Origin of the sequence: Streptomyces spiroverticillatus (assembly GCA_014650415.1) — a bacterium.
In the GTDB taxonomy this organism is placed as follows: Bacteria; Actinomycetota; Actinomycetes; order Streptomycetales; family Streptomycetaceae; genus Streptomyces; species Streptomyces spiroverticillatus.
The window spans coordinates 222,950-245,625 of record BMUX01000010.1 but is presented as its reverse complement, the minus strand read 5'-3'; the positions used below and the strand labels follow the sequence as shown (position 1 = coordinate 245,625).

The 22,676-nt window shown below is 71.2% G+C and carries 20 protein-coding genes; 9 read left to right on the top strand and 11 right to left on the bottom strand.

The features are described from left to right. The first annotated feature begins 214 nt into the window (after nt 1-214). The 7 genes from IE269_RS26210 (at nt 215) to IE269_RS26180 (ending at nt 8,914) form a co-directional block, all read left to right on the top strand. Nucleotides 215-1,201 carry a LacI family DNA-binding transcriptional regulator gene (locus IE269_RS26210; RefSeq protein WP_189825710.1) on the top strand — a complete coding sequence of 329 codons (987 nt, stop codon included), beginning with the start codon at nt 215-217 and terminating at the stop codon, nt 1,199-1,201. Between the two features lie 363 nt (nt 1,202-1,564). Then, nucleotides 1,565-2,500 carry a carbohydrate ABC transporter permease gene (locus tag IE269_RS26205; RefSeq protein ID WP_189825599.1) on the top strand — a complete coding sequence of 312 codons (936 nt, stop codon included), beginning with the start codon at nt 1,565-1,567 and terminating at the stop codon, nt 2,498-2,500. Nucleotides 2,501-2,502: 2 nt separating this feature from the next. After that, nucleotides 2,503-3,531: a carbohydrate ABC transporter permease gene (locus tag IE269_RS26200; RefSeq protein ID WP_189825598.1), complete on the top strand. Its 1,029-nt coding sequence runs from the start codon at nt 2,503-2,505 to the stop codon at nt 3,529-3,531. 47 nt (nt 3,532-3,578) lie between these two features. Next, nucleotides 3,579-4,916 carry an ABC transporter substrate-binding protein gene (locus IE269_RS26195; RefSeq protein ID WP_189825597.1) on the top strand — a complete coding sequence of 446 codons (1,338 nt, stop codon included), beginning with the start codon at nt 3,579-3,581 and terminating at the stop codon, nt 4,914-4,916. Between the two features lie 93 nt (nt 4,917-5,009). Continuing rightward, on the top strand, nt 5,010-6,080 hold the full coding sequence (locus IE269_RS26190; RefSeq protein WP_189825596.1) for a substrate-binding domain-containing protein: 1,071 nt from the start codon (nt 5,010-5,012) through the stop codon (nt 6,078-6,080). A 41-nt stretch (nt 6,081-6,121) separates the two neighbouring features. Then, nucleotides 6,122-7,687, top strand: coding sequence for a sugar ABC transporter ATP-binding protein (locus IE269_RS26185; RefSeq protein ID WP_189825595.1), 1,566 nt, complete (start codon nt 6,122-6,124; stop codon nt 7,685-7,687). A 177-nt stretch (nt 7,688-7,864) separates the two neighbouring features. Further along, entirely contained in the window at nt 7,865-8,914 is a 1,050-nt protein-coding gene (locus IE269_RS26180) for an ABC transporter permease (protein WP_189825594.1), read from the top strand. A 20-nt stretch (nt 8,915-8,934) separates the two neighbouring features. Here IE269_RS26180 and IE269_RS26175 read toward each other — a convergent pair whose 3' ends face one another. From IE269_RS26175 to IE269_RS26150, 6 genes are all read right to left on the bottom strand, one after another. Then, nucleotides 8,935-9,150 carry a cold shock domain-containing protein gene (locus IE269_RS26175; protein ID WP_189825593.1) on the bottom strand — a complete coding sequence of 72 codons (216 nt, stop codon included), beginning with the start codon at nt 9,148-9,150 and terminating at the stop codon, nt 8,935-8,937. 111 nt (nt 9,151-9,261) lie between these two features. Next, nucleotides 9,262-11,619, bottom strand: a complete 2,358-nt coding sequence (locus IE269_RS26170; RefSeq protein WP_229898230.1) for a penicillin acylase family protein — start codon at nt 11,617-11,619, stop codon at nt 9,262-9,264. A 145-nt stretch (nt 11,620-11,764) separates the two neighbouring features. Next, nucleotides 11,765-12,322, bottom strand: coding sequence for a DUF6461 domain-containing protein (locus IE269_RS26165; protein ID WP_189825591.1), 558 nt, complete (start codon nt 12,320-12,322; stop codon nt 11,765-11,767). 48 nt (nt 12,323-12,370) lie between these two features. Next, nucleotides 12,371-13,201 carry an ammonia-dependent NAD(+) synthetase gene (nadE, locus tag IE269_RS26160; RefSeq protein WP_189825590.1) on the bottom strand — a complete coding sequence of 277 codons (831 nt, stop codon included), beginning with the start codon at nt 13,199-13,201 and terminating at the stop codon, nt 12,371-12,373. A gap of 107 nt (nt 13,202-13,308) precedes the next feature. After that, nucleotides 13,309-14,514: a beta-ketoacyl-[acyl-carrier-protein] synthase family protein gene (locus IE269_RS26155; protein ID WP_229898229.1), complete on the bottom strand. Its 1,206-nt coding sequence runs from the start codon at nt 14,512-14,514 to the stop codon at nt 13,309-13,311. Then, nucleotides 14,511-14,771 carry an acyl carrier protein gene (locus tag IE269_RS26150; RefSeq protein ID WP_189825589.1) on the bottom strand — a complete coding sequence of 87 codons (261 nt, stop codon included), beginning with the start codon at nt 14,769-14,771 and terminating at the stop codon, nt 14,511-14,513. The genes IE269_RS26155 and IE269_RS26150 overlap by 4 nt, the downstream gene beginning before the upstream one ends. Before the next feature lie 181 nt (nt 14,772-14,952). Between IE269_RS26150 and IE269_RS26145 the strand changes: the two genes are divergently transcribed. Further along, nucleotides 14,953-15,681 (top strand): lysophospholipid acyltransferase family protein, encoded by a 729-nt coding sequence (locus tag IE269_RS26145; protein ID WP_189825588.1) that lies wholly within the window; start codon nt 14,953-14,955, stop codon nt 15,679-15,681. A gap of 31 nt (nt 15,682-15,712) precedes the next feature. Here IE269_RS26145 and IE269_RS26140 read toward each other — a convergent pair whose 3' ends face one another. From IE269_RS26140 to IE269_RS26120, 5 genes are all read right to left on the bottom strand, one after another. Then, nucleotides 15,713-17,137 carry a cytochrome P450 family protein gene (locus IE269_RS26140; RefSeq protein WP_189825587.1) on the bottom strand — a complete coding sequence of 475 codons (1,425 nt, stop codon included), beginning with the start codon at nt 17,135-17,137 and terminating at the stop codon, nt 15,713-15,715. Between the two features lie 58 nt (nt 17,138-17,195). Beyond that, a complete protein-coding gene (locus IE269_RS26135) occupies nt 17,196-18,659 on the bottom strand; it encodes a lipase family protein (RefSeq protein ID WP_189825586.1) in 1,464 nt (487 codons plus the stop codon). Nucleotides 18,660-18,867: 208 nt separating this feature from the next. After that, nucleotides 18,868-19,434 (bottom strand): suppressor of fused domain protein, encoded by a 567-nt coding sequence (locus IE269_RS26130; protein WP_438817629.1) that lies wholly within the window; start codon nt 19,432-19,434, stop codon nt 18,868-18,870. Nucleotides 19,435-19,572: 138 nt separating this feature from the next. Then, nucleotides 19,573-21,276: a chitinase gene (locus IE269_RS26125; RefSeq protein ID WP_438817626.1), complete on the bottom strand. Its 1,704-nt coding sequence runs from the start codon at nt 21,274-21,276 to the stop codon at nt 19,573-19,575. 275 nt (nt 21,277-21,551) lie between these two features. Next, nucleotides 21,552-21,890: a thioredoxin family protein gene (locus tag IE269_RS26120; RefSeq protein ID WP_189825584.1), complete on the bottom strand. Its 339-nt coding sequence runs from the start codon at nt 21,888-21,890 to the stop codon at nt 21,552-21,554. 110 nt (nt 21,891-22,000) lie between these two features. Between IE269_RS26120 and IE269_RS26115 the strand changes: the two genes are divergently transcribed. Next, the gene (locus IE269_RS26115) at nt 22,001-22,654 is read left to right on the top strand and encodes a DNA alkylation repair protein (protein WP_189825707.1); all 654 of its coding nucleotides are present in this window, start codon (nt 22,001-22,003) and stop codon (nt 22,652-22,654) included. Nucleotides 22,655-22,676 lie beyond the last annotated feature (22 nt).

Below are 22,676 nucleotides of genomic sequence, written 5' to 3'. Positions count from 1 at the left end.
CCCTGGGGGACCTGTCAAGGCTCCCGACAAGAACTCACACGAACCCCCACGGGTTTGACCGTCGCTGGTGGTTGCGTCAACATGCGCATGCGGCAGGAGCTGCTGAAATGCCGTGTTCCCCTCAGCAGCACGGACTTCAGGTGCAAGGGACGCGCGCATGACGGAGAAGAAGGCCAGGACACCCCGTTCGCGGCCGGCCAGGCAGTGGCCCTCGATGGCGGACGTCGCGGCGCTCGCGGGGGTCTCCTCGCAGACCGTCTCCCGCGTCTCCAACAACCGTACGAACGTCGACGCGGCCACCCGGGAGAAGGTCCTGGCCGCGATGAAGACCCTAGGCTACCGGCCCAACACGGCGGCCCGCGCCCTGGTCACCGGCCGCTTCGGCGCGATCGGCGTGATCAGCTTCGACGTCGGCGCGCACGGCAACGCCCGCACCCTGGGCGCCGTCGCCGACGCCGCCCGGGAGGCCGGTTTCTCCATCAACTTCATGGGCGTACGGGCGCAGACCGAGGCGGCGGTGCAGGAGGCCTTCCAGCATCTGATGCTCCAGTCCGTGGACGGCATCGTGCTGATCGAGTCCCAGATGCTGGACACCACCTCGCTGCACCTGCCGCCGTCGATGCCGGTGGTCGTCGCGGACGGCGACGCCGGACACGCGTACGCCAACGTGGACTTCGACCAGGCGCTGGGCGCGCACAGCGCGGTCACCCACCTGCTGGGCCTCGGCCACCGCACGGTCTGGCACCTGGCCGGCCCCCGCGACTCCTTCGCCGCCCGCCGCCGTACGGAGTCCTGGCGTACGACGCTGGAGGCGGCCGGAGCCCCGCTGCCCGAGGTGCTGCACGGGGACTGGAGCGCGGAGTCCGGCTACCGGGTGGGCCAGGAGCTGGCCGCCCGGCCCGAGGTGACGGCGGTGTTCACCGCCAACGACCAGATGGCGCTCGGCCTGATGCGGGCGCTGCACGAGGCGGGCCGCCGGGTGCCGCAGGACGTCAGCGTGACCGGGTTCGACGACATGTCGGAAGCCGCCTTCTTCCAGCCGCCGCTGACGACGGTGCGCCAGGACTTCGACCTCGTCGGCAGGCATTGCGTACGGCTGCTGCTCGACCAGATCGAGGGCAGGTCGGACGGGCCGCGCCGGATGGCCGTGGAGCCCGCGCTGGTGGTGCGCGGAAGCACGGCTTCGCCCGCGCGGGGCTGATTCCTCCAGGGGTCGGGCGACACCGCGCCCGGCTCCTTTCCCACCCCTGATCAGGTCGAACACCCCACCCCTGCGCCGACCGCCCGCCGCGAAGCCGGAGCCCGCCGCGCATCCTGCGGCCGCCGCCGCGTCCGGGTCCTCGAACACGGAACCGGCCCAGCGGACCCCGAACATCCCGACTCCCGTGCCACCGGCCCGAGTTCAGACGCTTGACGGTCACCCATGGGAGTGTCACCATCGCGCTACCGATGATTACGTAAACATGAACTCGTCGGCGCGCCCCCGAACCGGCCGTTTCCGGCCAGTGGGCCCTTCCTCCGTTCCCTCATCGACCGGTCGGTCCATCGACTCAAGGAACCCACCATGACGCTCCTGCCGACGTCAGTCAGGGCAGCTTCACCACCACCTGCCCCAACTCCCCGATCCCGGCGGCGCCTTCGCAGGCAGTCGCTGGCAGGGTGGGGCTTCCTCGGCCCGTTCGTCGCGGTGTTCGCCCTGGTCTTCCTCGCCCCGATCGGCTACGCCCTCTACCTCAGCGTCTTCAAGGACAAGCTGATCGGCGGCACGTCCTTCGTGGGCCTGGAGAACTACACGCAGGCCCTGACCGACCCCCGGTTCTGGGAGGGTGTGGGCCGGGTCGGGCTCTTCCTGGCCGTGCAGGTACCGGTGATGCTCGGCATCGCGCTGCTGGTGGCGCTCGCGGTGGACAGCGGGCGGCTCTACGGGAAGGCGTTCTTCCGGATCTCCGTCTTCCTGCCGTACGCCGTGCCCGCCGTGGTCGCGAGCCTGATGTGGGGGTTCATCTACGGAACCCGCTTCGGCCTGGTCGGCAACATCAACGACGCCTTCGGCATCACGCTCCCCGACCCGCTCTCCCCCTCCCTGGTGCTCGCCTCCATCGGCAACATCGTGACCTGGGAGTTCGTCGGCTACAACATGCTGATCTTCTACTCCGCCCTCAAAGTGGTACCCCGTTCGCTGTACGAGGCCGCCGCCCTCGACGGCGCGGGCGAGTGGCGGATCGTGACCTCCGTGAAGCTCCCCGCGATCCGGGGTGCGCTGGTCATCGCCACCATCTTCTCGATCATCGGCAGCTTCCAGCTCTTCAACGAACCGAGCATCCTCCAGAAGCTCGCGCCGAACGCGATCACCACCGACTTCGTCCCGAACCTCTACACCTACTCGCTGTCCTTCTCCGGCCAGCAGCACAACTACGCCGCGACGGTGGCGATCGTCATGGGCGTGATCACCGCGATCGTCGCCTACACCGTGCAGCTGCGCGGAATGCGGAAGGGCTGACCATGAGCACCACCGATCTCCCCGGCCCCTCCCGGCCCACCGACCGCCGCGGCGGCACACCGGAAGAGGCCGCATCCGCCTCGTACCGTACGGAAAAGGAGGCCGAAGCCCCCTCGTACCGTACGGAGAAGCCTTCCGGCACCACGGTCCGCGCCGCTCGCCGGCGCCGCCCGCCGAGCACCCCGCTCAACCCGCGCCCCAGCATCCCGCTCACCCTGGTGACCGGGCTGGTCCTGGTCTACTCGCTGCTGCCGCTGGTGTGGCTGGTGATCAACTCGACCAAGGACCAGCGGGATCTGCTGGACAGCTTCGGCCTGTGGTTCGGCCGCAGCATGAACCTCTTCGACAACATCTCCCGCACGCTGGCCTACGACGACGGCGCGTTCGTCCGCTGGCTGCTGAACACGCTGCTGTACGTGGTCGTGGGCGGCGGCGGTGCCACGGTCCTGGCCGTGCTCGGCGGGTACGCGCTCGCCAAGTACCGGTTCCCGGGCCGGCGTGCGGTGTTCGCGGTGGTGCTCGGCGCGGTCGCGATCCCGGGGACGGCGCTGGCGGTGCCGACCTTCCTGATGTTCAGCGAGATGGGCCTGACCAACACCCCGTGGGCGGTGATCATCCCGTCCTTGATCTCGCCCTTCGGCCTCTACCTGATGTGGGTGTTCGCCGCCGAGTCCGTTCCCGACGAACTCCTCGAAGCGGCCCGCATCGACGGCTCCGGCGAGCTGCGCACCTTCTTCAGGATCGCGCTGCCGCTGCTGATGCCGGGCACCGTCACCGTGCTGCTCTTCTCCATGGTGGCGACCTGGAACAACTACTTCCTGCCGCTGATCATGATCAAGGACCCGGAGTGGTTCCCCCTCACCCTCGGCCTCAACGCCTGGAACGCGCAGGCGCAGACCGCGGGCGGCGAGGCGGTGTTCGACCTGATCGTCACGGGTTCGCTGCTCACCATCATCCCGATCGTCGTGGTCTTCCTGCTGCTCCAGCGGTACTGGCAGTCCGGCCTGTCCGCCGGAAGCGTCAAGGAATGACCGTGCACGGCCCCTTTCCCTCTCCCTTCCCTCATGGAGCTCCCCTCATGACGACCACCCGCCGTTCCCGGCGCATCGCCGCCGCCGCGGCCGCCGTCTGCGCCCTCGCCCTGACCGCCACCGCCTGCGGTTCCTCCGACACCTCGACCGGGGCGAGCCCGGGGGACGTGAAGTCCGCGCTGGAGAAGGGCGGCACGGTGAAGGTGTGGGCCTGGGAGCCGACGCTGAAGAAGGCGGCGGCCGACTTCCGGAAGAAGTACCCCAAGGTCAAGATCGAGCTGGTCAACGCGGGCACCGGCGACAAGCAGTACACCGCCCTCCAGAACGCGGCCTCCGCCGGCTCCGGCGGCCCGGACGTCGCGCAGATCGAGTACTACGCGCTCGGCCAGTTCACCATCGGCAAGACCGTCACCGACCTCGCACCGTACGGCGCCTCCCAGCACGACAAGGCGTTCACCAAGGGCCCGTGGACGGCGGTGGCCAAGGACAAGTCCGTGTTCGCGATGCCCATGGACTCCGGCCCGATGGCGCTGTTCTACAACAAGAGGGTCTTCGACAAACACAAGATCGCGATCCCGACCACCTGGGACGAGTACGTCGAGGCCGCGCGCACCCTGCACAAGGCCGACCCGAAGCTGTTCATCACCAACGACACCGGTGACGCGGGCGCCACCACCAGCCTCATCTGGCAGGCGGGCGGCCGTCCGTACAAGACCGAGAACACCGACGTGAAGATCGGGTTCGAGCAGGACGCCGGGACGAAGAAGTACACCGCCACCTGGCAGAAGCTGCTCGACGAGAAGCTGGTCGCACCCATCACCTCGTGGAGCGACGAGTGGTACAAGGGCCTGTCCGACGGCAGCATCGCCACCCTCGCCATCGGCGCCTGGATGCCTGCCAACTTCACCACCGGCGCGGCCTCGGCGGCCGGTGACTGGCGGGCGGCCCCACTGCCGCAGTGGACGAAGGGCAGCAAGGACAGCGCCGAGAACGGCGGCAGCTCGCTGGCCGTCCCGAAGGACGCGAAGAACAAGGAACTGGCCTACGCCTTCATCGAGTACGCGACCACCGGCGCCGGAGCCTCGGCGCGCGTCGCGGAGGGCGCCTTCCCGGCGACCACGGCCGACCTGGACTCCGCGAAGTTCCAGGAGACGAAGTTCCCGTACTTCGGCGGGCAGCAGGCCAACAAGATCTTCGCCGAGTCGGCGCGCAACGTGGGCACCGGCTGGTCGTACCTGCCCTACCAGGCGTACGCGAACTCGGTCTTCAACGACACCGTCGGCAAGGCGTACGTCACCGCGACGCCGCTGGCGCAGGGGCTCGCGGCCTGGCAGCAGGCGAGCGTCAAGTACGGCAACGAGCAGGGCTTCAGCGTCAACAAGTAGGCAGCTGGGGCGACTTGGGCGGAAGGCGTTCGGCCTTCCGCCGCTCCGCCCTGCCCCTTTTCCCTCCCGCGCCTCTCCCTCCAGGAGCGTCACATGTCCAGCACACCCGAAATATCACGTGAAAACGGCTCCCGGCGGCGGGCGGTCGCCGCCGCCACCGGCCTCGTGCTCGCCGTCGGCCTGAGCACCGGCTGCTCCTCCGGCAAGGAGACCACCACCGGCACCGCCCCGGTCGCCAAGACCGACGGCAAGATCTCCCTCACGTACCTCCAGAAACAGGGCGACCAGGAGTACTTCGTCGGCGAGGCGGCCGGCGCCAAGGCGAAGGCCGCCGAGCTGGGCATCGACCTCAAGGTCGTCAACCTGGGGAACGACGCCAACAAGACCGTCAGCGAGGTCCAGTCCGCGATCGCCCAGAAGACCAGCGGCCTCATCGTCGTCGTCCCCGACCCGGCGGTCGGCCCGCAGGTCGTGCAGACCGCCCGGGACGGCAAGGTCGCCCTGCTCACCTCCGACGACCAGATCTGCGCCACCGGACCCGACCCGGCCGCCTGTGCCAAGAAGGACCTGGTGCCGCGCATCGGCTTCAGCGGCGAGCAGATGGGCGCTGAGGTCGGCAAGCGGGCGGCGGCGGAGTTCGCCAAGGCGGGCTGGAGGCCGGAGGAGACGAAGGTGATCTCCGCGTGGAAGCAGGACGTCACCGTCTGCGGCGACCGCGTCAAGTCCGCGCAGAAGGCGTTCGAGTCGGAGGTGAAGGGCGTGGAGGTGCTCCAGGTCTCCACCGACAACTCCCCCACCGGCGCCCAGGACAAGACGGCCGGCACCGTCACCGCCCACCCGCAGGTGAAGAACTGGGTGGTGTGGGGCTGCAACGACGAGAACGTGATGGGCGGTGTCACCGCGCTGGAGAACGCGGGCAAGAAGCCGCAGAACGTGATCGGCGTCGGCCTCGGCGCGTACCTGGCCTGCAAGGAGTGGGGCAGCAGCGAGCCGACCGGGATGAAGGCGGCCCTGTTCATCAACGGGCGGGACGTCGGCGCGCTGGCCGTGCAGACGATGTACGACCGGCTGAAGAGCGGCAAGGAGTTCCCGGCGGAGGGCTTCGCCCCGACCACCATGGTCGACGCCAAGAACTGGAAGACCTCCGGCGTCACCTGCGGCTGACAACTCCCCTCCCTCTCCGGCCACTTGAGGTGACTCCACCCATGACCAGCCCGCCCACCGGGCCCAGTGCATCGGAAACCGCAGCCGTGGGCGTCCACGGCATCACCAAACGCTTCGGCCCCGTCCAGGCCCTCTCCGGCATCACCCTCGACTTCCCCCGCGGCCAGGTCACCGCCCTCATGGGCGAGAACGGCGCCGGAAAGTCCACCCTCCTGAAGATCCTCACCGGCGACCACCGGCCGACCGAGGGGCACGTCACCCTCAACGGCCAACCCGTACAGCTCGGTTCACCCGCCGCAGCCCGCGCCGCCGGCATCCGGATCATCCCGCAGGAACCCGAGATCTTCCCGCACCTCTCCGTCGCCGAGAACGTCTACGCCGGTGCACTCCCCCGCACCCGGGGCCGTCGCCTGGACCGCAAGGAGCTCCGCCGCCGGATCGAAGCCGATCTCGTACGGTTCGGCTTCGCCGAAGTCCTCGACCCGGACACCCTCGGCTCCCGGCTCACCCCCGCCCAACGCCAACTGGTCGAAGTCCTGCGGGCGTTGACCGGTGAGCGGCCGCCCGAGCTGATCGCCTTCGACGAGCCGACCTCCTCCCTCTCGGAGCACGAGGTGGCGGCGCTGTTCGCCCTCGTACGACGACTGCGCGAGCAGGACGTGGCCCTGGTGTACGTCTCGCACCGGATGGCGGAGATCTTCCAACTCGCGGACCGCATAGCGGTGTTGCGCGACGGTGCGCTGGCCGGGGTGCAGCGGGCCGACGAGACGGACGAGCGTGCCCTCGTGCGCATGATGGTCGGCCGCGACCTGTCCACCCTGTTCGTACGGGACCGGCAGGAGCCGGGCCGCCCGGTGCTGGAGGTCGAGAACCTCACCACCGACGCCGTTCGGGACGTCTCGCTCCGGGTCAGGGCCGGTGAGGTGGTCGGGCTCGCGGGTCTCGTCGGCGCGGGCCGCTCCGAACTCGCCCTCGCGCTCGCCGGGGACCTGCCGGTGCGCGGCGGAACCGTGACCCTGGACGGGGTCCGGCTGCGCGGCGGCCGTCCCGGCGAGGCGATCCGGGCGGGCCTGGGGCTCGCGCCCGAGGAACGCAAGGCGCAGGCGCTCTTCCTCCAGCAGTCGGTACGGGACAACGCGTCCCTGGTCGTCCTGGACCGGCTGCGCCGCTTCCGCTTCGTCCGGCGTTCCGCGGAACGGGAGTTGACGCGCCGGTACACCGACCGGCTGCGGGTGCGCACGCCCTCGCTCGCCCAGGAGGTGGGCAAGCTGTCCGGCGGCAACCAGCAGAAGGTGGTGCTGGCACGCTGGCTGGCGCACCGGCCGAAGGTGCTGATCCTCGACGAGCCCACCCGGGGCATCGACGTGGGCGCCAAGGCGGAGATCTACCGGATCATCGCCGACCTGGCCGAGGAGGGCGTGGCCCTGCTGGTGATCTCCTCCGAACTCCCCGAACTGCTGGGCCTGGCCGACCGGGTGCTGGTCATGCAGGGCGGCCGGATCACGGGCGAACTCGACCACGCCGAAGCGACGGAGGAGTCGATCCTCGCCCTGGCGATGACCGAAGACCTCACCACGACCGCCCCCGGTGCGGGAACCGCTTCATGAATCCCGCCGCCCCTTCCCACTTCCGCCTCGTCCCCTTGGGCGGCGGGGCCGCCCCCCGGGGGCGGAACGGGCGGGCAAGGGGGCGGCCCACCCGATCCGGGCCCACCCGGACACCGCCCCCTGCCCGCACCTGGCACACCGGACACCCGCAGCCCCAGCCGCACTCGGAGCCCCCTCATGACTCTCATCAAACCCCCCTCCCCGGCAACGGACGACACCACTCCGGCCCTCCGCCCTCCCAAGGAGCGCTCCACCCCGCGCAGCCTGCTCGCAGGGATCGGCGGCCAGAACCTGAGCCTGGTCGGCGCGCTCGTCCTGGTCCTGGCCCTCTTCGGGCTGCTCAACGACAACTACCTGACCCTGCCCAACCTCCAGGTGATCGCCGAGGCGGCCACCATCACCGGCCTGCTCGCCCTGGTCCAGACCGTCGTCATCATCTGCGGCGGCCTGGACATCTCGGTGGGCTCGCAGGTCGGCGTCGCCTCCGTGGTCAGCGCGATGGCCTTCACCGCCTCGGGGGCGAACGCCCTGCTCGGCATGGTGGCGGCCCTCGCCGTCGGCGTCCTCGTCGGCGTACTGAACGGCCTGGTCATCGTGTACGGCCGGGTCAACCCCACCATCGCGACGCTGGCCGGTCTCGCCGCGTACAAGGGCCTCGCCCAGCTCCTCTCCGACGGCCGCGCGCAGGGCTACGTCCTCAACGACGACGTCTTCGTCTTCCTCGGCCGCGGGAAGATCGCCGGGCTGCCCGTGATGGTCTGGATCCTGGTGGTCGTGGCCGTCGCCGTGCACCTGCTCCTCAAGTACACGGACATCGGCCGCAACATCTACGCCATCGGCGGCAACGACACGGCCGCCCGCCTGGCGGGCATCAACATCAACAAGTACCTGGTCTTCGTGTACGCGCTCATCGGTGTCGTCGCCACCGTCGCCGGAATCCTCCTCACCGCCCGCACCGGCTCAGGCCAGCCCACCTCCGGCAGCGAGGGTCTGGAACTCAAGGCCATCACCGCGGCGGCCCTGGGCGGCTGCGCCCTGAAGGGCGGCAAGGGCGGCATCGGCGGAACCCTGCTGGCGGTGGCCCTGCTGGGCGCGCTGGAGAACGGCCTGACGGTCGAGGGCATCAACACCTTCTGGCAGAACGTGGCCCAGGGCGCGCTCCTGGTGGGAGCGGTGGTCATCCAGCAACGCCGCACCGGCGGCCGGGCCGTGGGCCTGCCCCACTGACCCCGGGGCCCGGCCCGCGGTCAGACCCGGACGTGATGCGCCTCCCAGCGCCCGAGGCCCAGCTCGACGGTGAAGGAGACGTGCTGCCCCTCGGCCAGCACCTGCGCGTCGGACTCGACGTCCTCCCTGCGGACGAAGATCTGGTCCTGCTGCCCGAAGGGGACGACGAACCCGTACCCCTGACTGCGGTTGAAGTACGCGACGTACCCCTCGCACCTGTCGCGTCCGACGTCCATGACCGTTCTCCCTCCGGACGGCATTCGTACGGCGGCGGTCCTTCCACGATGCCGCACACCGTCCCGTCCCGCCCGGCGAGGCGGAACGGGACGGGACGGGTCGGTGCCGGGTCAGCGGTGCAGGGTCGTCACCTTCAGGGCCGGATCGGCGGCGATCTCCGCCGGGGTGAAGCGCTCCTCGACCCACTGCTTGCGGGAGAAGAGGCGGGTCTGGTCGGTGTAGTGCGGGGACGTGGGGTTCGAGGACTGGCCGTAGGCGAGGAGGGTGAGGGTGCGGGGTCCGGCGGGGGTCAGTTCCACGGACATCAGGAAGCTGGTGCCGAAGACGCCCCGGGGCGGGGTGCCCGTACCGCTGTCGGGAGCGGCGTTCACCACGTTGAAGCAGCCCTTGTTGCCCTTGCAGCCGGGGAGCGGGACGCCCGCCCACTTCTGGACCGTGCCGAGCGGGGTGTCCACCGGGATGCCCCGGGCGGTGAGGCCCTGGACGACGTCGGCCAGCGCCCGCTGGACGCGCGGGGACGTCCGGTCGATGCCGCGCGGGGTGGTGAGGGGCCGGGCCGGGTCGTACGGGACGCGGTACCAGTCGTCCGGCGGGCCGTCGTCGAGGCGGTCGTAGAAGGCGACCCAGAGGGCGGCGCCCCGGCTGGTGGCGTCGGCCCGGGTGTCCCAGCCCGCCAGGGTGGCGCAGGCCTTCCGTACGTCGACCCGCTTGCCGTCGGTCGCGGTGAGGTCCGGGTGGGCGCGGCACACGGCGACGACGTCGTCGCGGCCGGTCTCCGCCGTGAGGACCCGGTTGCCGAACATGGCGGCCCGGAGGGTCTCCCCGGTGAAGCCGGGCCGGGCGCCGAGGCCGTCCGTGCCCTTCAGACGCTCCGTGATCATGCGCAGTCCGAGCTGCGGCCGCTCGCTGATGCGCGGTTCGACGTCGTACGTGCCGGGCAGTCCGGTGAGCGGAGCCGCCGGATTGGCGTACTGGGGGCCGTTGTTGGAGTTGGCGACGTAGTCGGTGCGCGAGAGCTTCGGCTGCCGGGCGGGCCCGATCAGCCCCGGGACGAGCGCGTCGGGGTCGGTGCGCCAGGCGCAGGCGGAGGTCGAGCCGTCCAGGGCGGGCGGCCCTTCCTCCCCACCGGGCCGCAGACAGTCCTTGAGCTGCCTGGCGGTCAGGTTCGGGACCGCCGAGGAGTCGGTGAAGTACGTGCCTCCGCCGGTGTCCGCCGCGAGCGTGTACATCCACGGCATGCCCTGGTGGCGGCGGTCCGCAGCACGGACTTCCGCCAGGTCGCGGGCCTTGCCCATCTCCAGCCAGGCGTTCATGGAGCGCAGGTTGTCGGCGTTGGCGTCGCGGATCGCGTAGGCGGACTTCGCCGTCCAGCCGTCGGCCAGGACGGGTCCGTAGCGGGAGGTGTAGAGCGTGCGGTTCACGGTGGTGACGCGGCCGTCATCGCCGCGTACGGCGACGGGGACCGTGCGGCGCTCCATCCGTTCCGTGCGGCCGTCGACGACGTAGGAGGTGGGGTCGCCCGGGGTGAGCTTGAGTGCGTAGAAGGTGCCGTGCCGGGCGTCGCTGGCGGTGTGCGTCCAGGCGACGTGCCGGTTGTGGCCGATGGTGACGAGCGGGGTGCCGTAGAGTCCGGCGCCGGACACGTCGAGGGTGCCGGGGATCGTCAACTGCACCTGGTAGAAGCGGAGGTGGCCCTCGGCCCAGGGCAGGTGCGGGTTGGCGAGGACCATGGCGTTGCCGGTACGGGTGGCCCGGTTGCCGAGCGCCCAGCCGTTGCTGCCGAAGTCGGCGGCGGGGCCCTGGGCGTACTTGTACGAGGACTTCTTGCCCGTGCCCTTGCCGGTCGGCGGTGTCGCCGCGCCGATGTCGGGGGCGAACGACGCCTCGCCCGTCACGCGGTTCACGTCGTACACGACGCCCCAGACGTCGAGCGCGGTGATCGGCCGCACCCAGGGCTTGCCCTTGCAGCGCGGGTCCGGGAGGGCGTCGACTCCGGTGTCGCGGAGGTAGCGGTTGAACCCGGCGGCGTACCCCTCGACCATGCGGCGCAGCTCCGGCGTCGGGCCGAGCGGGGCCTTGCGGTCGAGCAGGCGGCGCACTGTTCCGGCGCGGGCCAGCCCCTGGTAGTACGTGTCGCTCGCGAGGTTGACGCCCTTGCCGGCCTCGGGCTCGCCGGCGGCCTTGTCGGGGCCGAGGAAGCGGGAGCGCTCGCCGCGCAGGGTCAGGATCTGGTCGGCGAGTTCGCAGGCGTTGTCCTGCGCGAAGGCGTAGCCGTATCCGTAGCCGAGCCCGTCGAATTCGCGGGCGCTGATGTGCGGGATGCCGTACTCGGTGCGGCTGATCCGCGCGGTGTGGTTGCCCTCCGCCTTGGTCTCGCCCATCGTGCGGTACCCGGCCGCGGACGCGGGGGCGACGAGCGGCAGGGCACCGGCCGACACGAGGCAGAGCACGGCGGCCGTGAGGGTCAATTTCCTTGCCAGGAAACCCTTTTGACGATGTGTCTGTTTCTCCGCAGGTGTTCTCTTGTCGTTCATGTGCGCCACGGTCGCGGACGGACGGACGGGCGGCATCACGCCCCCGGTGGAGATTCGGGAGCCGGGTAGACCCGTGGGTCTACATCCCCGGAGGGGCACCCGCGAGGTCGCCGGTGCGGTGGGCGGACCGGGCCAGCAGTTCCTCGGTCATCCGCACCCCGGTCAGCCGCTCGGTGAGTGCGAAGAGCGCCGCCTTGGGGTCGACGCCGACGGTGAAGCCGCCCACGAGGTCGTCGTCGTCCGTGAGGTCGAAGCCGACCTCGGCGAGGACGTCGTTCAGCGCGTCGGGGGTGGTGCCGGAGCGGTCCGTCGGCCAGGCGAAGGCCGTGCGGAGCCGTCCGTCCTCGTACCAGGAGAAGCGCTGCCCCAGCTCCCCGCCGCCCTGCGCGTGCGAGACGGCTCGCGAACCGGCGCAAAGGGCGTCGAGCAGAGGCGGGCACTCCTCGGCGCCGACGTCCCACCGCAGGTCGAGCGCCCACTCCCCGCCCTCGCCCGGCACGGCGAGGGCTCCGGCGGTCACCGGCCCCCGTACGAGCGTCAGCGTGTAGCCGTGCTCCAGGAGGCGGCGGAACACGGAGCCGGGATCGCGTATCCAGCGGTAGTCGGCGGCGGTGGCAGGGCCCGTCGAGAAGTCCATACGAGTAGCCTGCCACCGCCCACTGACAATGGCGTGGGTGACGAACCCTCAGGGCGCGATCGGCAGCTGGCGCTTGTGCTCGGTGGCGCGGTAGCGGCGCACGATGATGTCGTACGCGGCCGGGTCGATCGCCTTCCCCTCCAGGAAGTCGTCGATCTGGTCGTACGTCACCCCGAGCGCGTCCTCGTCGGCCTTGCCGGGGTTCAGCGTCTCCAGGTCGGCGGTCGGCACCTTGCCGACCAGCTCGGCGGGCGCGCCCAGCTCCGCGCCGACGGCGCGCACCCGCCGCTTGGTGAGGCCGGTGAGCGGCACGACATCGGCCGCGCCGTCGCCGAACTTGGTGAAGAACCCGGAGACCGCCTCCGCCGCGTGGTCGGTGCCCACGACGAGACCGCTCTTGGCGCCCGCCACCGCGAACTGGGCGATCATGCGCTGCCGGGCCTTGATGTTGCCGTGCACGAAGTCCTGCTGGTGGGCGTCGCGGAATTCCGTGCCACCGGCGATCAGGGCCTCCAGCGAGGCGTCGCTCGCGCCCTTGACGTCCACGGTGAGCACCTCGTCGGCCCGGATGAACTCCAGGGCGCGCTGGGCGTCCTTCTCGTCGGCCTGGGTGCCGTACGGCAGGCGCATCGCGTAGAAGGTGGCGTCGCCGCCGCCTGCGCGGACCCGCTCGACGGCGAGCTGGCAGAGGCGTCCGGCGGTCGTGGAGTCCACGCCTCCGCTGATGCCCAGCACCAGCGAGCGCAGGCCGGTGGAGGTCAGCTGCCCCGCGAGGAAGGCGACCCGCTTCTCGATCTCCTGCTGCGCGTCGAAGGACGCGCCGACGTGGAGGTCCCGGGCGATTTCCTGCTGCTCGGACGTGGGCGCCTGGTCGGTCACGGTTGCTCCTCGATCGGAGTGTCTAAGGGGGACAGACAGCACTCTAAGCGACGGGGGTGGCGTGCTGATCAGGGCATACGGTCGTGCCACCGCGCCCCGACCGGTGCTCACCCCCGTGCCAGTACCGCCACCGCGTTGTGGCCGCCGAAGCCGAACGACGTGCTCAGGGCGATCGGGGCCGCCGTTGCACGTGCCGCGCCCATCACCACGTCGAGGTCCAGGGACTTGTCCAGCTCCGTCAGGCCCGCCGTCGGCGGGACCACGCCCTCGTTCAGGGCCAGGATGGTGAGGCCGGCCTCGATCGTCCCCGCTGCTCCCATCGTGTGGCCGAGGGCGCCCTTGGACGACGTCACCGGCGGGCGGTGCGGGAAGACGCGGTGCAGCAGGGCGCCCTCGACCTCGTCGTTGCGCGGCGTCGACGTGCCGTGTGCATTGATGTGGCCGATGTCCTCGGGGCCGAGGGAGGCGTCCGCGAGCGCCGCCCGCACCGCGCGTTCCGCGCCCCGGCCCTCGGGGTGCGGGGCAACCAGGTGGTGCGCGTCGGTGGAGGCTCCGTACCCGATGAGCCGGGCGAGCACCTGCGCGCCCCGCGCCGCGGCGTGCTCCGGGCGTTCCAGCACCAGCGTGCCCGCGCCCTCCGCGATCACGAAGCCGTCGCGTTCCGCGTCGAAGGGGCGCGAGGAGTGGTTGGAGAGCGCGCCGAGCTGGGTGAAGCCGGTGACGATGAGCCGGGTGAGCGGGGATTCCGCACCGCACACCAGGGCGATGTCGCACTGCCCGGTGGCCAGCAGGTCGCGGGCCGTGCCCAGGGCGGTCGTACCGGAGGCGCAGGCCGTGGAGAGGGCGACGGCGGGGCCCGTGGCGCCGAAGCGCAGGGCGATGTTGGCGCCCGCCATGTTGATCAGGTAGCCGGTGAGGAAGTACGCGGAGACGCTCCCCGGACCGCGTTCGGCGAGCCGCTCGGCGGCCGTCGCCTCGGAGTGGACGCCTCCGGTTCCGTGCCCGGTGACGACCGCCACCCGGGAGCCGTCCCACTCGGCGGGGTCCAGACCGGCCTGCTCCAGGGCCTGTGCGGTGGCGGCCAGGGCGAGCCGGGCGACGGGGTCGAGGGCCGAGGAGCCGCGGTGGTGCAGCACGGGGTGGTCGAACTCCGGGACCCGGCAGGCCAGGGACACCGGGAGGTCGTGCAGGCGCGGGTCGGGGGCCGCGGTGGAGCGGCCTTCGCGGACCGCCGCCCAGGTGCTGTCCCGGTCGGGACCTGCGGCGGTGACCAGCCCGATGCCCGTCACCACGGGGGCGAGGGCCGAGGTCACGCGCGGGCCCTCCGTTCGTCCACGCGGGAGACGAACTCGCCGAGGGTGAGGTCGCGCAGGTCCTCCTCGTCGAGCTTGACGCCCAGTTCGTCCTGGAGGGTGATGGCCATCTCGACCACCATGAGCGAGTCGATGAGGAGCGCGGTCATCGGGGCGGATTCCCGCACGTCGGCGGGGTCGGCCTCGAATTTCCCCACGAGAAGGCCGGTGACGATTTCCAGGGTGTCCCGGGTGTCCAGTTGTGCAGACGTACTCATGTCGCCCTTCCACGGGGTCATTTGAGAGTCGGTCGGGGTATTTGTGCTGTTTCAGTGCTGCCCGGCACTGTATCGAGAAGTTCCGGACGACCCGTCGACATACTTGGCAAATTCCCTTATTGGGCCCTTGAGTACGTGAGGCGGGCTGGCCGTGCATCATTCGGTTTCCGAACCGGGATCCGTGCAGGAATGGGTGGAGGACGTCGGCGACAAAGCGCTGCGGGGGCTGATGGCCTGGCTCTCCGAGGCGTATTTCCGGGTGGAGACCTCCGGAATGGAGAACATTCCGCAGTCCGGTCCGGTGATACTTGTCGCCAATCATTCCGGCGCATGGGCCCTCGACGGTTTCATCCTGAACGAAGTGCTGGACCGGGACCTGCCGAGGCCGGTCGACATCATGGCGTCCAGCCTGGTGTTCAAATTCCCCGTCGTCGCCTCGACCGCACGCAAGGCCGGAATCTTCGAGAACGACCCGACGGTGGGCCTGGACCGGCTCGCGGCGGGGCGGGCCGTCGGACTGTTTCCCGAGGGATTCGCCGGGGTGCGCAAGCCGTTCCGGCAGCGGTACCGGCTGCGTACGTTCAGTACGGGATTCGCGGTGACGGCGATGCGGGCCGGTGCGCCGGTGGTGCCCGTGTCGATCGTGGGCGCGGAGGAGGCGTATCCGAAGCTCGGCGAGGTCGATTTCCTGGCGCAGTTGACCGGGCTGCCGTATTTCCCGGTCACCACGCTGCTGCCGCTGCCGTCGAAATGGCTGATCTCGTTCGGGGAGCCGATTCCCGCTCCCGTACGGCCTGACTCCTTCGCCGAACGGGCCGCGGCGGCACGGCTGTTGTGCGACGAGGCGCAGGCGACGGTGCAGAAGATGGTGGACCGGGACCGGGCGAGGCGGACGTCGCCGTTCCACTGAGCCCGGTGTGCGTACGACGTGTGCGTACCCCTCAATGAGCCAGCCAGCGCGCCGCGTTCCGCACGTCGGCCGCCGCGCGGCGGCAGCGTTCGGCGTGGGCGAGCAGGAGCATCCGGGAGCGTTCGCCGACGGCGTCGTGGTTCCAGCCGCTGTCGCGGGCGCACTCGGCGAGCCGCTGGGCGTGCTCTTCGAGGCTGTGCGCGCTCTGCCTGGTCAGGGCCGCGTAGTGGGCGGGGGTACGGCCCTGGGCCGGGGCGGGCGCGGGCTCGGCGGACGGCGCGGGCGTTGCGGAGCCGTCCGCCGCGACGAGGGCTACGGAGAGGGTCGCCGGGGGCAGGCTCGTGGGCAGGTCGTCCGGGTCCAGGCGGGGTGCCAGGACGACCGGTTCGACGGCCTCGGCGAGCGCGGTGACCAGCGCACGCGCGGTGAACACCGCCAGGTCGGCCGCCTCGCACTCCCCCGGCACCGCGCACAGCGAGGGCGCCGCGCCGGGGCCCTCCGCGAGGGCGTTGAGCCAGGCGGTGGCGCACAGGACGTCCGTCCCGGCCTCGATGGACACGTCGTGCCAGCGGAAGGGGGCGAGCACCTCGTAACTCGTCGCCGCCCTCGGCGGGTAGCGGCGCAGCGCCTCGTCGACGGCGGCCTCGGCGCGCTCCCGCACGGACGGCGCGGGCAGTGCGGGCTGCACGGCGAGCAGCGCGAGGGCCTGGCGCGCGGTGTGCGTGGTGGCCTGGGTGAGCAGGTCGAGCGTGTGCTCCACGGCCGCCGCGGTCTCCTCGCCGGTGGCCTCCGCTACGTCGACGAGTCCCCCGCCGTCGCGCAGGTGCCGGGCGAGGCGGCGGTGCAGTGCGGCGGCCCGCTCGGTGTACTCGTGGGCGTCCTCGGCGCTGCCCGCCGCCGCGAGCAGGTCCCCGAGCAGGGTGTCCTCGGCCGCCGCTTCGCCCAGGACGACCCGCCTGGCCAGGCGTCCGGCGACCGTGCACCAGTCCTCCCAGGACACGGTGGCGTCGGCGTGGCGGGCGGCGATCAGGTGCGCCGCCTCCTGCGCGGCCAGCGCGTGCACGTCCCGCAGGAACGCCGGCGGCACGGGCACGGCCGCGTGCGGGGCGACGGGGTGGCGGCGGCCCTCGGGGGTGAGGTGGTCGGCGCGGCCGAGCGCCCCCGCGTCGTGGGCGCGGGCGAGCAGGTCGGCGGCGTCGTCGGCGTCGAGCGGGGCGAGGTAGGCGCCGAAGGGTGTGTGCAGCCGGACCGGGCGGCCCGAGGTGCTGCCCTTGAGGTGGGACATGAGCTGCCGGGTGAGGCTCTCGCGGGTGAGCGGGGTCAGCCCGAGCGCACGGGCGGGCGCGTCGATCCACGGGATGCGCTGGGCGGCCAGTGCGGCACCGAACAGGACGTTCTCCAGCGGCCGGGCGGTGGCGGGCTCGCGGGACTCGGTCGGGTCGTGGAGGACGGTCATCGGGCGGCCTTTCGTGGCGTACGAGGACGGGGCGGGCCGGAAGACCCACCGGCCGGAGTTACTTGTCGAGCAGCAGGTACGGCTGGTTGCCGACGATCTCGCCGTCGTAGGCCGTGATCAGCGCGTTGACGTGCTCGCGGTGCTGGGGCATCGCGTTGCGCAGGGTGCCGGAGTACGACTGGGGCGCGTGGGACAGCGGGTAGTCGTAGGTGTCGTCCAGCCAGGCCAGTTCGACCCAGTGCTCGGGGATGTCGTTGGGCGAGGAGGGGCCGCGGCCGTCCAGGTTGGGGATGACGTCGTACTTGTTGACGAGGCTGATGACCTGGGTGTCGGGGTCGGCGGGCCGCTTGTTGTCGATGGGCGAGCCGACGGTGACGATGTGGGTGAGCCGGTACGTGGAGACCAGGTCGAGGTCGGTCGCCAGGTTCATGGCGGTGATCCCGCCGAGGCTGTGCCCGACGATCATCAGGTCGGAACCGACGGGAACGCCCGAGCGGACCAGCAGCTGCTTGACCGCGCGCGTGTACGTGGTGTCGGTGCGCAGGGCGCCGTCGAAGGCGCCGACGAGGTCCTGGGTGGTGCTGTTGCGCAGCAGGCCGAAGCTCGTGCCGGGCAGCAACAGGACGTGCCGTTCGGAGCCGTCCGTGCAGCGGATGCGGCGGAGCAGGGCGAGACCGTGGTTGCCGAGGGCCGCGATGTCGTCGATGTAGCTGACGATCTCGTTGCTGGAGCGGGCCAGGCAGCGTTCCAGGATGGCGTCGGGGTCGGCGCGCTCGGCGCGGCCGGGGCCGGGGTTGAGTTGCCGGACCAGTCCGGCGGGCAACCCGAGGAAGGGGTCCGTGGTGGGGACGCCGCCGGCCAGGGTGACCCAGGCGAAGTCGTCGTTGGCGGGGTTCTCGTCGAGCAGGGCGATGAGGGCGAACAGCTCCATCAGGACGGGACTGACGGTGGTCAGGGTGCGGGTGACGCCCATGAGATCGACGAGGCGGCGGGCGGCCCGGAGCGCATCCAGCCGCTTGCCCGCCACGAGCGCGTCGGTGAGGTCCTTGGCCAGAGGGGCGGCCAGGTTGGGGTGCTCGATGGCGGCGGCCTCGATACGCATGGCGAACGCGTCGACGGCCATGGAGACGGGGGTCGACCTGAGCCGGGCGAGGGCGGCGGCGGAACGGGTGGTCTCACCGAGGACGCCCCCGTTGGCGGTGAAGCCGAGGCCGCCCGGGTTGGTGAGCGCGCGGGCGGTGGAGGCCAGGGCGCCGAACGCCCACAGGGGCCGCTTCAGCGCGTTGAGCCCGACCCGCCAGCTGAAGGTGGCGGCGGTCATCTCGGCACCGGCCTGCTTGGCGGCGAGAGCGGCGTCGGCGAGCAGCACGGACGCCCGGATCAGGAGTTCGGGGTCGGTGCGCCCGGGCGGCGCGTCGGTCGGCGCCTCGACCACGGCGGGCGCCACGACCTCGTCCGCCTTCGCTTCCCGGCTGCCCTTGTTGCGTACCCCGGTGCCCTTGCTGGCCGTACGGGTTGCCATCGCGGCCACCTCTTGTCCCTGTCGCGGTGCCTGTGTGCCCGTGCCGTGCATGCGCCTGCCCGTACGAATCCACTCATTCATACGGAAGAGTTACGTTCCTACACACACCCGCACCACTCCACCGGAGCCACGCACACCCGGCAACAGCACGACACCCGATCGGGTCACCGACCTATCCGGCCCGCCCTCATGCGCGTAAGGAACCCGGTCACGCGACAGAGGCGCGGCGCGGGTCCACCGGGTTGACGGCAGCCGCGTCGAGGAGTTGCTCCAGCGCTTCGGTGCCGTGGGTGCGGCGGTACGCGATCTCCGAGGACGTGACGGGCATCAGCCACAGGAAACGTGCGTGGTGGCCGTGCGGCAGCGTGCAGTTCTCCAGGGCCGGGCCGTGCAGGTAGGGCAGGCTGACCAGGAAGTGGTCGCAGGCCGAGCCGGGCAGCCAGGCCTCGCCGATCGGAACGCTGTGCCCCACGTCGAGAGGATGCGGCTCGGGGCCGCGGTGGTAGAAGGCCGTCATGGCCAGCAGGTCGGCGAAGCGCGGGTCACGGGCCGGGGCGCTCAGGACGAACTCCAGCCCCTGCCGGCCCGCCCCGGCAGCGTTCGCGGAAGGGAGCGACGCACCGGCGGTCGCGTAGGTCCAACTGTCGGCCCGGGGACCCGGGGAGACCTCCAGGATGTGCAGGCCGGATGTGGATCCACGGGTTCCACGGCCCAGGTCGTAGTCGACGCGGGCGGTGGAGTGACCGGCGAAGAAACTGCGGACGTGGTTCTCCAATCCGGCCGTTGTCGTCGCGTTCGCGTTACCCGTGTCCATGCGCCCGATGATGCCAGAGCCCGCAGGGCGGAACGTGGGACACCCTGCCCGTACGGATGAACTCCCGTACGGGCAGGGTGCGTTGGGGGGAGGAGCTGGTTACGGGAGGCCGTGGACGTGGGGGCCGACCGCGTTGGACCAGGCGTTGGCGGCGGTGGCGTCCCAGTTGGTGGACCAGGTCATGGCGCCGCGCAGGGCGGGGTAGGTCTTGGTGGGCTTGAAGGAGCCGCAGCCGGTGCCCTTGGTGAGGCAGTCGAGGGCGTTGTTGACGATGGCCGGGGAGACGTAGCCGCTGCCCGCGCCGCGGGTGGAGGCGGGGACGCCCAGGCCGACCTGGGAGGCGTCGAGGCCGCCTTCGAGCTGGATGCAGGCGAGTGCGGTGAGGAAGTCGACCGAGCCCTGGCTGTAGACCTTGCCGTCGCAGCCCAGCATGGCGCCGGAGTTGTAGTACTGCATGTTCACGACGGTGAGGATGTCCTTCACGGCGAGGGCCGCCTTGAAGTACTCGGTGCCGGTGGACTGCATGTCGATGGTCTGGGGGGCCATCGTGAGGACCATGTTCGGGCCCGCCTTGGCGGACAGCTGGCGCAGGGCCTTGGTCAGGTAGGTGGAGTTGATGCCGTGTTCGAGGTCGATGTCGACGCCGTTGAAACCGTACTCCTGCATGAGCGCGTACGCGCTGGTGGCGAAGGCCGTGGCGGAGGCGTCGCTGTTGATCGTGACGTTGCCCTTCTCGCCGCCCACGGAGACGATCACCGACTTGCCGGCCGCCTTCTTCGCGGCGATGTCCGCCTTGAAGTCGGCGACATTGGCGTAGCCCACCGCCGGGTCGAGGTTGAAGGTGATCTGGCCGGGGGTGGTCGTGGAGTCCGCGAAGGAGACGGCGATGATGTCGTACTGGGACTGCACGTCACGGAGCTTCTGGACGGTCGCGCCGTTGTTGAAGTTCTGCCAGTAGCCGGTCAGGGCGTGCTTGGGGACGTTGGGGTTGGGGTTCGTGTCGCCCTTGGCGGTGCGGCCGCTGACGGTCGCGGACTTGGCGGACTCGCCTGCTGAGTTCACTGCGGTGATCTGGAAGTCGTAGGCCGTGTCGGGGGTCAGGCCGGTGACGGTGGTCGAAGTGCCGGTCGCCGGGGGCAGCTTCGTACCGTTCCGGTAGATGTTGTACGAGGTGGCGCCCGTGGCCCCGGACCAGGACAGGGTGAGGGAGGTCGAGGTGGGCGAGCCCACGGTCAGGCCGGTGGGGGTCGCCGGGATGCCGGGCTCCGGGTCGGGGCCGCCGCCTCCGTCCGGGCCGAAGACCGAGACGTCGTCCACGAAGTAGGCCGCCTGGCCGTACCAGCCGTGGGTGTAGACGGTGACGTTCTTGGTGTTCGGGCCCGCCTTGAAGGTGGTGGTGAGCTGCTTCCAGTCGGTGGAGCCGGGCGACCAGGTCGACACGTCGGTGGTGCCGGTGCCGCTCGCGCCGAGGTAGGCGTAGCCGCCCTGGGTCCAGGCGGAGAGGGTGTACGTCGCGCCGGGCTTCACGGCGACGACCTGGGAGCAGCGGGCGTTGTCCTGGCCGGCGGGGGTGGCCTTGAGGGCGGAGGCGCCGGTGCGGACGGGGGTGGTGGTGGAAGTGCCCGCCGTACAGGTCCAGTTGGCGAGGCCGGACTCGAAGCCCGCGTTCTTGGCGACGTTGAGGTCGGCGGCCTGGGCGGTGGGGGCGGTGGCCATGCCGATGGCCGCGAGGGCGGCGGCGGTCAGGGCGGCGGTGAGGGCGGAGCGGTGGCGTCTGGGGGCGGGGGTGCGTTGGGGGTCCACGGGGTGCCTCCGGGGAACGGGGGGGGTGGGGAGGGGTGTGGATACGGTGGCCACCGTGGGGGGAAATCTGGTCCAGACCAATGGGGTTGTCAAGACCTTTGGCGGATAAGGGGAGTTGCGGGTTCGGGTTCGCGGGTGCGGGGTGGGTGGGTGGTTGCGGTTCGTGCCGGGGGCGCTGCCCCCGGACCCCAGGGTTTCGCCCCGGTCCCGCCCCTTCACCTAAAGCGCTCGCCGCGCGGCTTGTTGGTTGGTTGCTCGCGCAGTTCCCCGCGCCCCTACGGGGCGCTGCCGAGGAAATCGGCGAGGGTTGCGTGGGTCAGGGGGCCTGTGGTGGTTGCTACCGGTTCGGTGTTGTGGAGGAGGACCAGGGTGGGGGCTCCCGTCACGCCGTAGCGCTTCACCGGGAGGGGGCAGCGGGTGATGTCCGCCTTCAGGATCGTCAGGCGGCCCGCGTACTCCTCGGCCGCCTCGGCCAGCAGCGCGTCCATCTCCTTGCAGGCCTGCACCGCCTTCGGCCAGGTCCCGGAGAAGTACGCCAGCACCGGGCCCTCCACCCTCCCCAGGACGAAGTCGAATTCCGCGCTCTCCGTCGCCTGGTGCATCCTGCTCGCCACCGGTACTCCTTCTGTCCTTGCGTACACGTGTACAGGGCCCATCATGGACGGAAACCGACATACGCCGAGCAAGGAGCCCCCCGGTGGCCGATACGGAACTGGCCGAGGTCATGGCCGAGCTGGCCGCGCTGGAGGACCCCAAGGCGCGCAAGGTGAACGAGCGGCACGGGGACGATCACGGGGTCAGGCTGAGCGAGCTGCGTGCCCTCGCCAAGCGGCTCAGGACGCAGCAGGACCTCGCGCGGCAGCTCTGGGCGACAAACGACACGGCGGCGCGGCTGCTGGCGATGCTGGTGTGCCGGCCGAAGGCGTTCGAGCGGGACGAGCTGGATGCGATGGTGCGCGAGACGCGGGCGCCCAAGGTGCACGACTGGCTCGTGGGGTACGTGGTGAAGAAGAGCCCGCATGCGGAGGAGCTGCGGCAGGCCTGGCTGGGGGACTCGGATCCCGTCGTGGCGAGTGCGGGGTGGGCACTGACCACCGAGCGCGTGGCGAAGAAGCCCCAGGGGCTGGATCTCGGCGGGCTGCTCGATGTGGTCGAGGAGGAGATGAAGGGCGCGCCGGACCGGCTCCAGTGGGCCATGAACCACTGCCTCGCCCAGATCGGCATCGAGCGTCCGGAGCTGCGTGCGCGGGCGCTGGGCATCGGGGAGCGGTTGGGGGTGCTGAAGGACTATCCGACGTCGCCCGGGTGCACCTCGCCGTACGCCCCCGTGTGGATCAACGAGATGGTCCGGCGCAAGGAGGGCAAGGAGGTCGGGTAGGGGTTGCCGGTGCGGGTGGGGT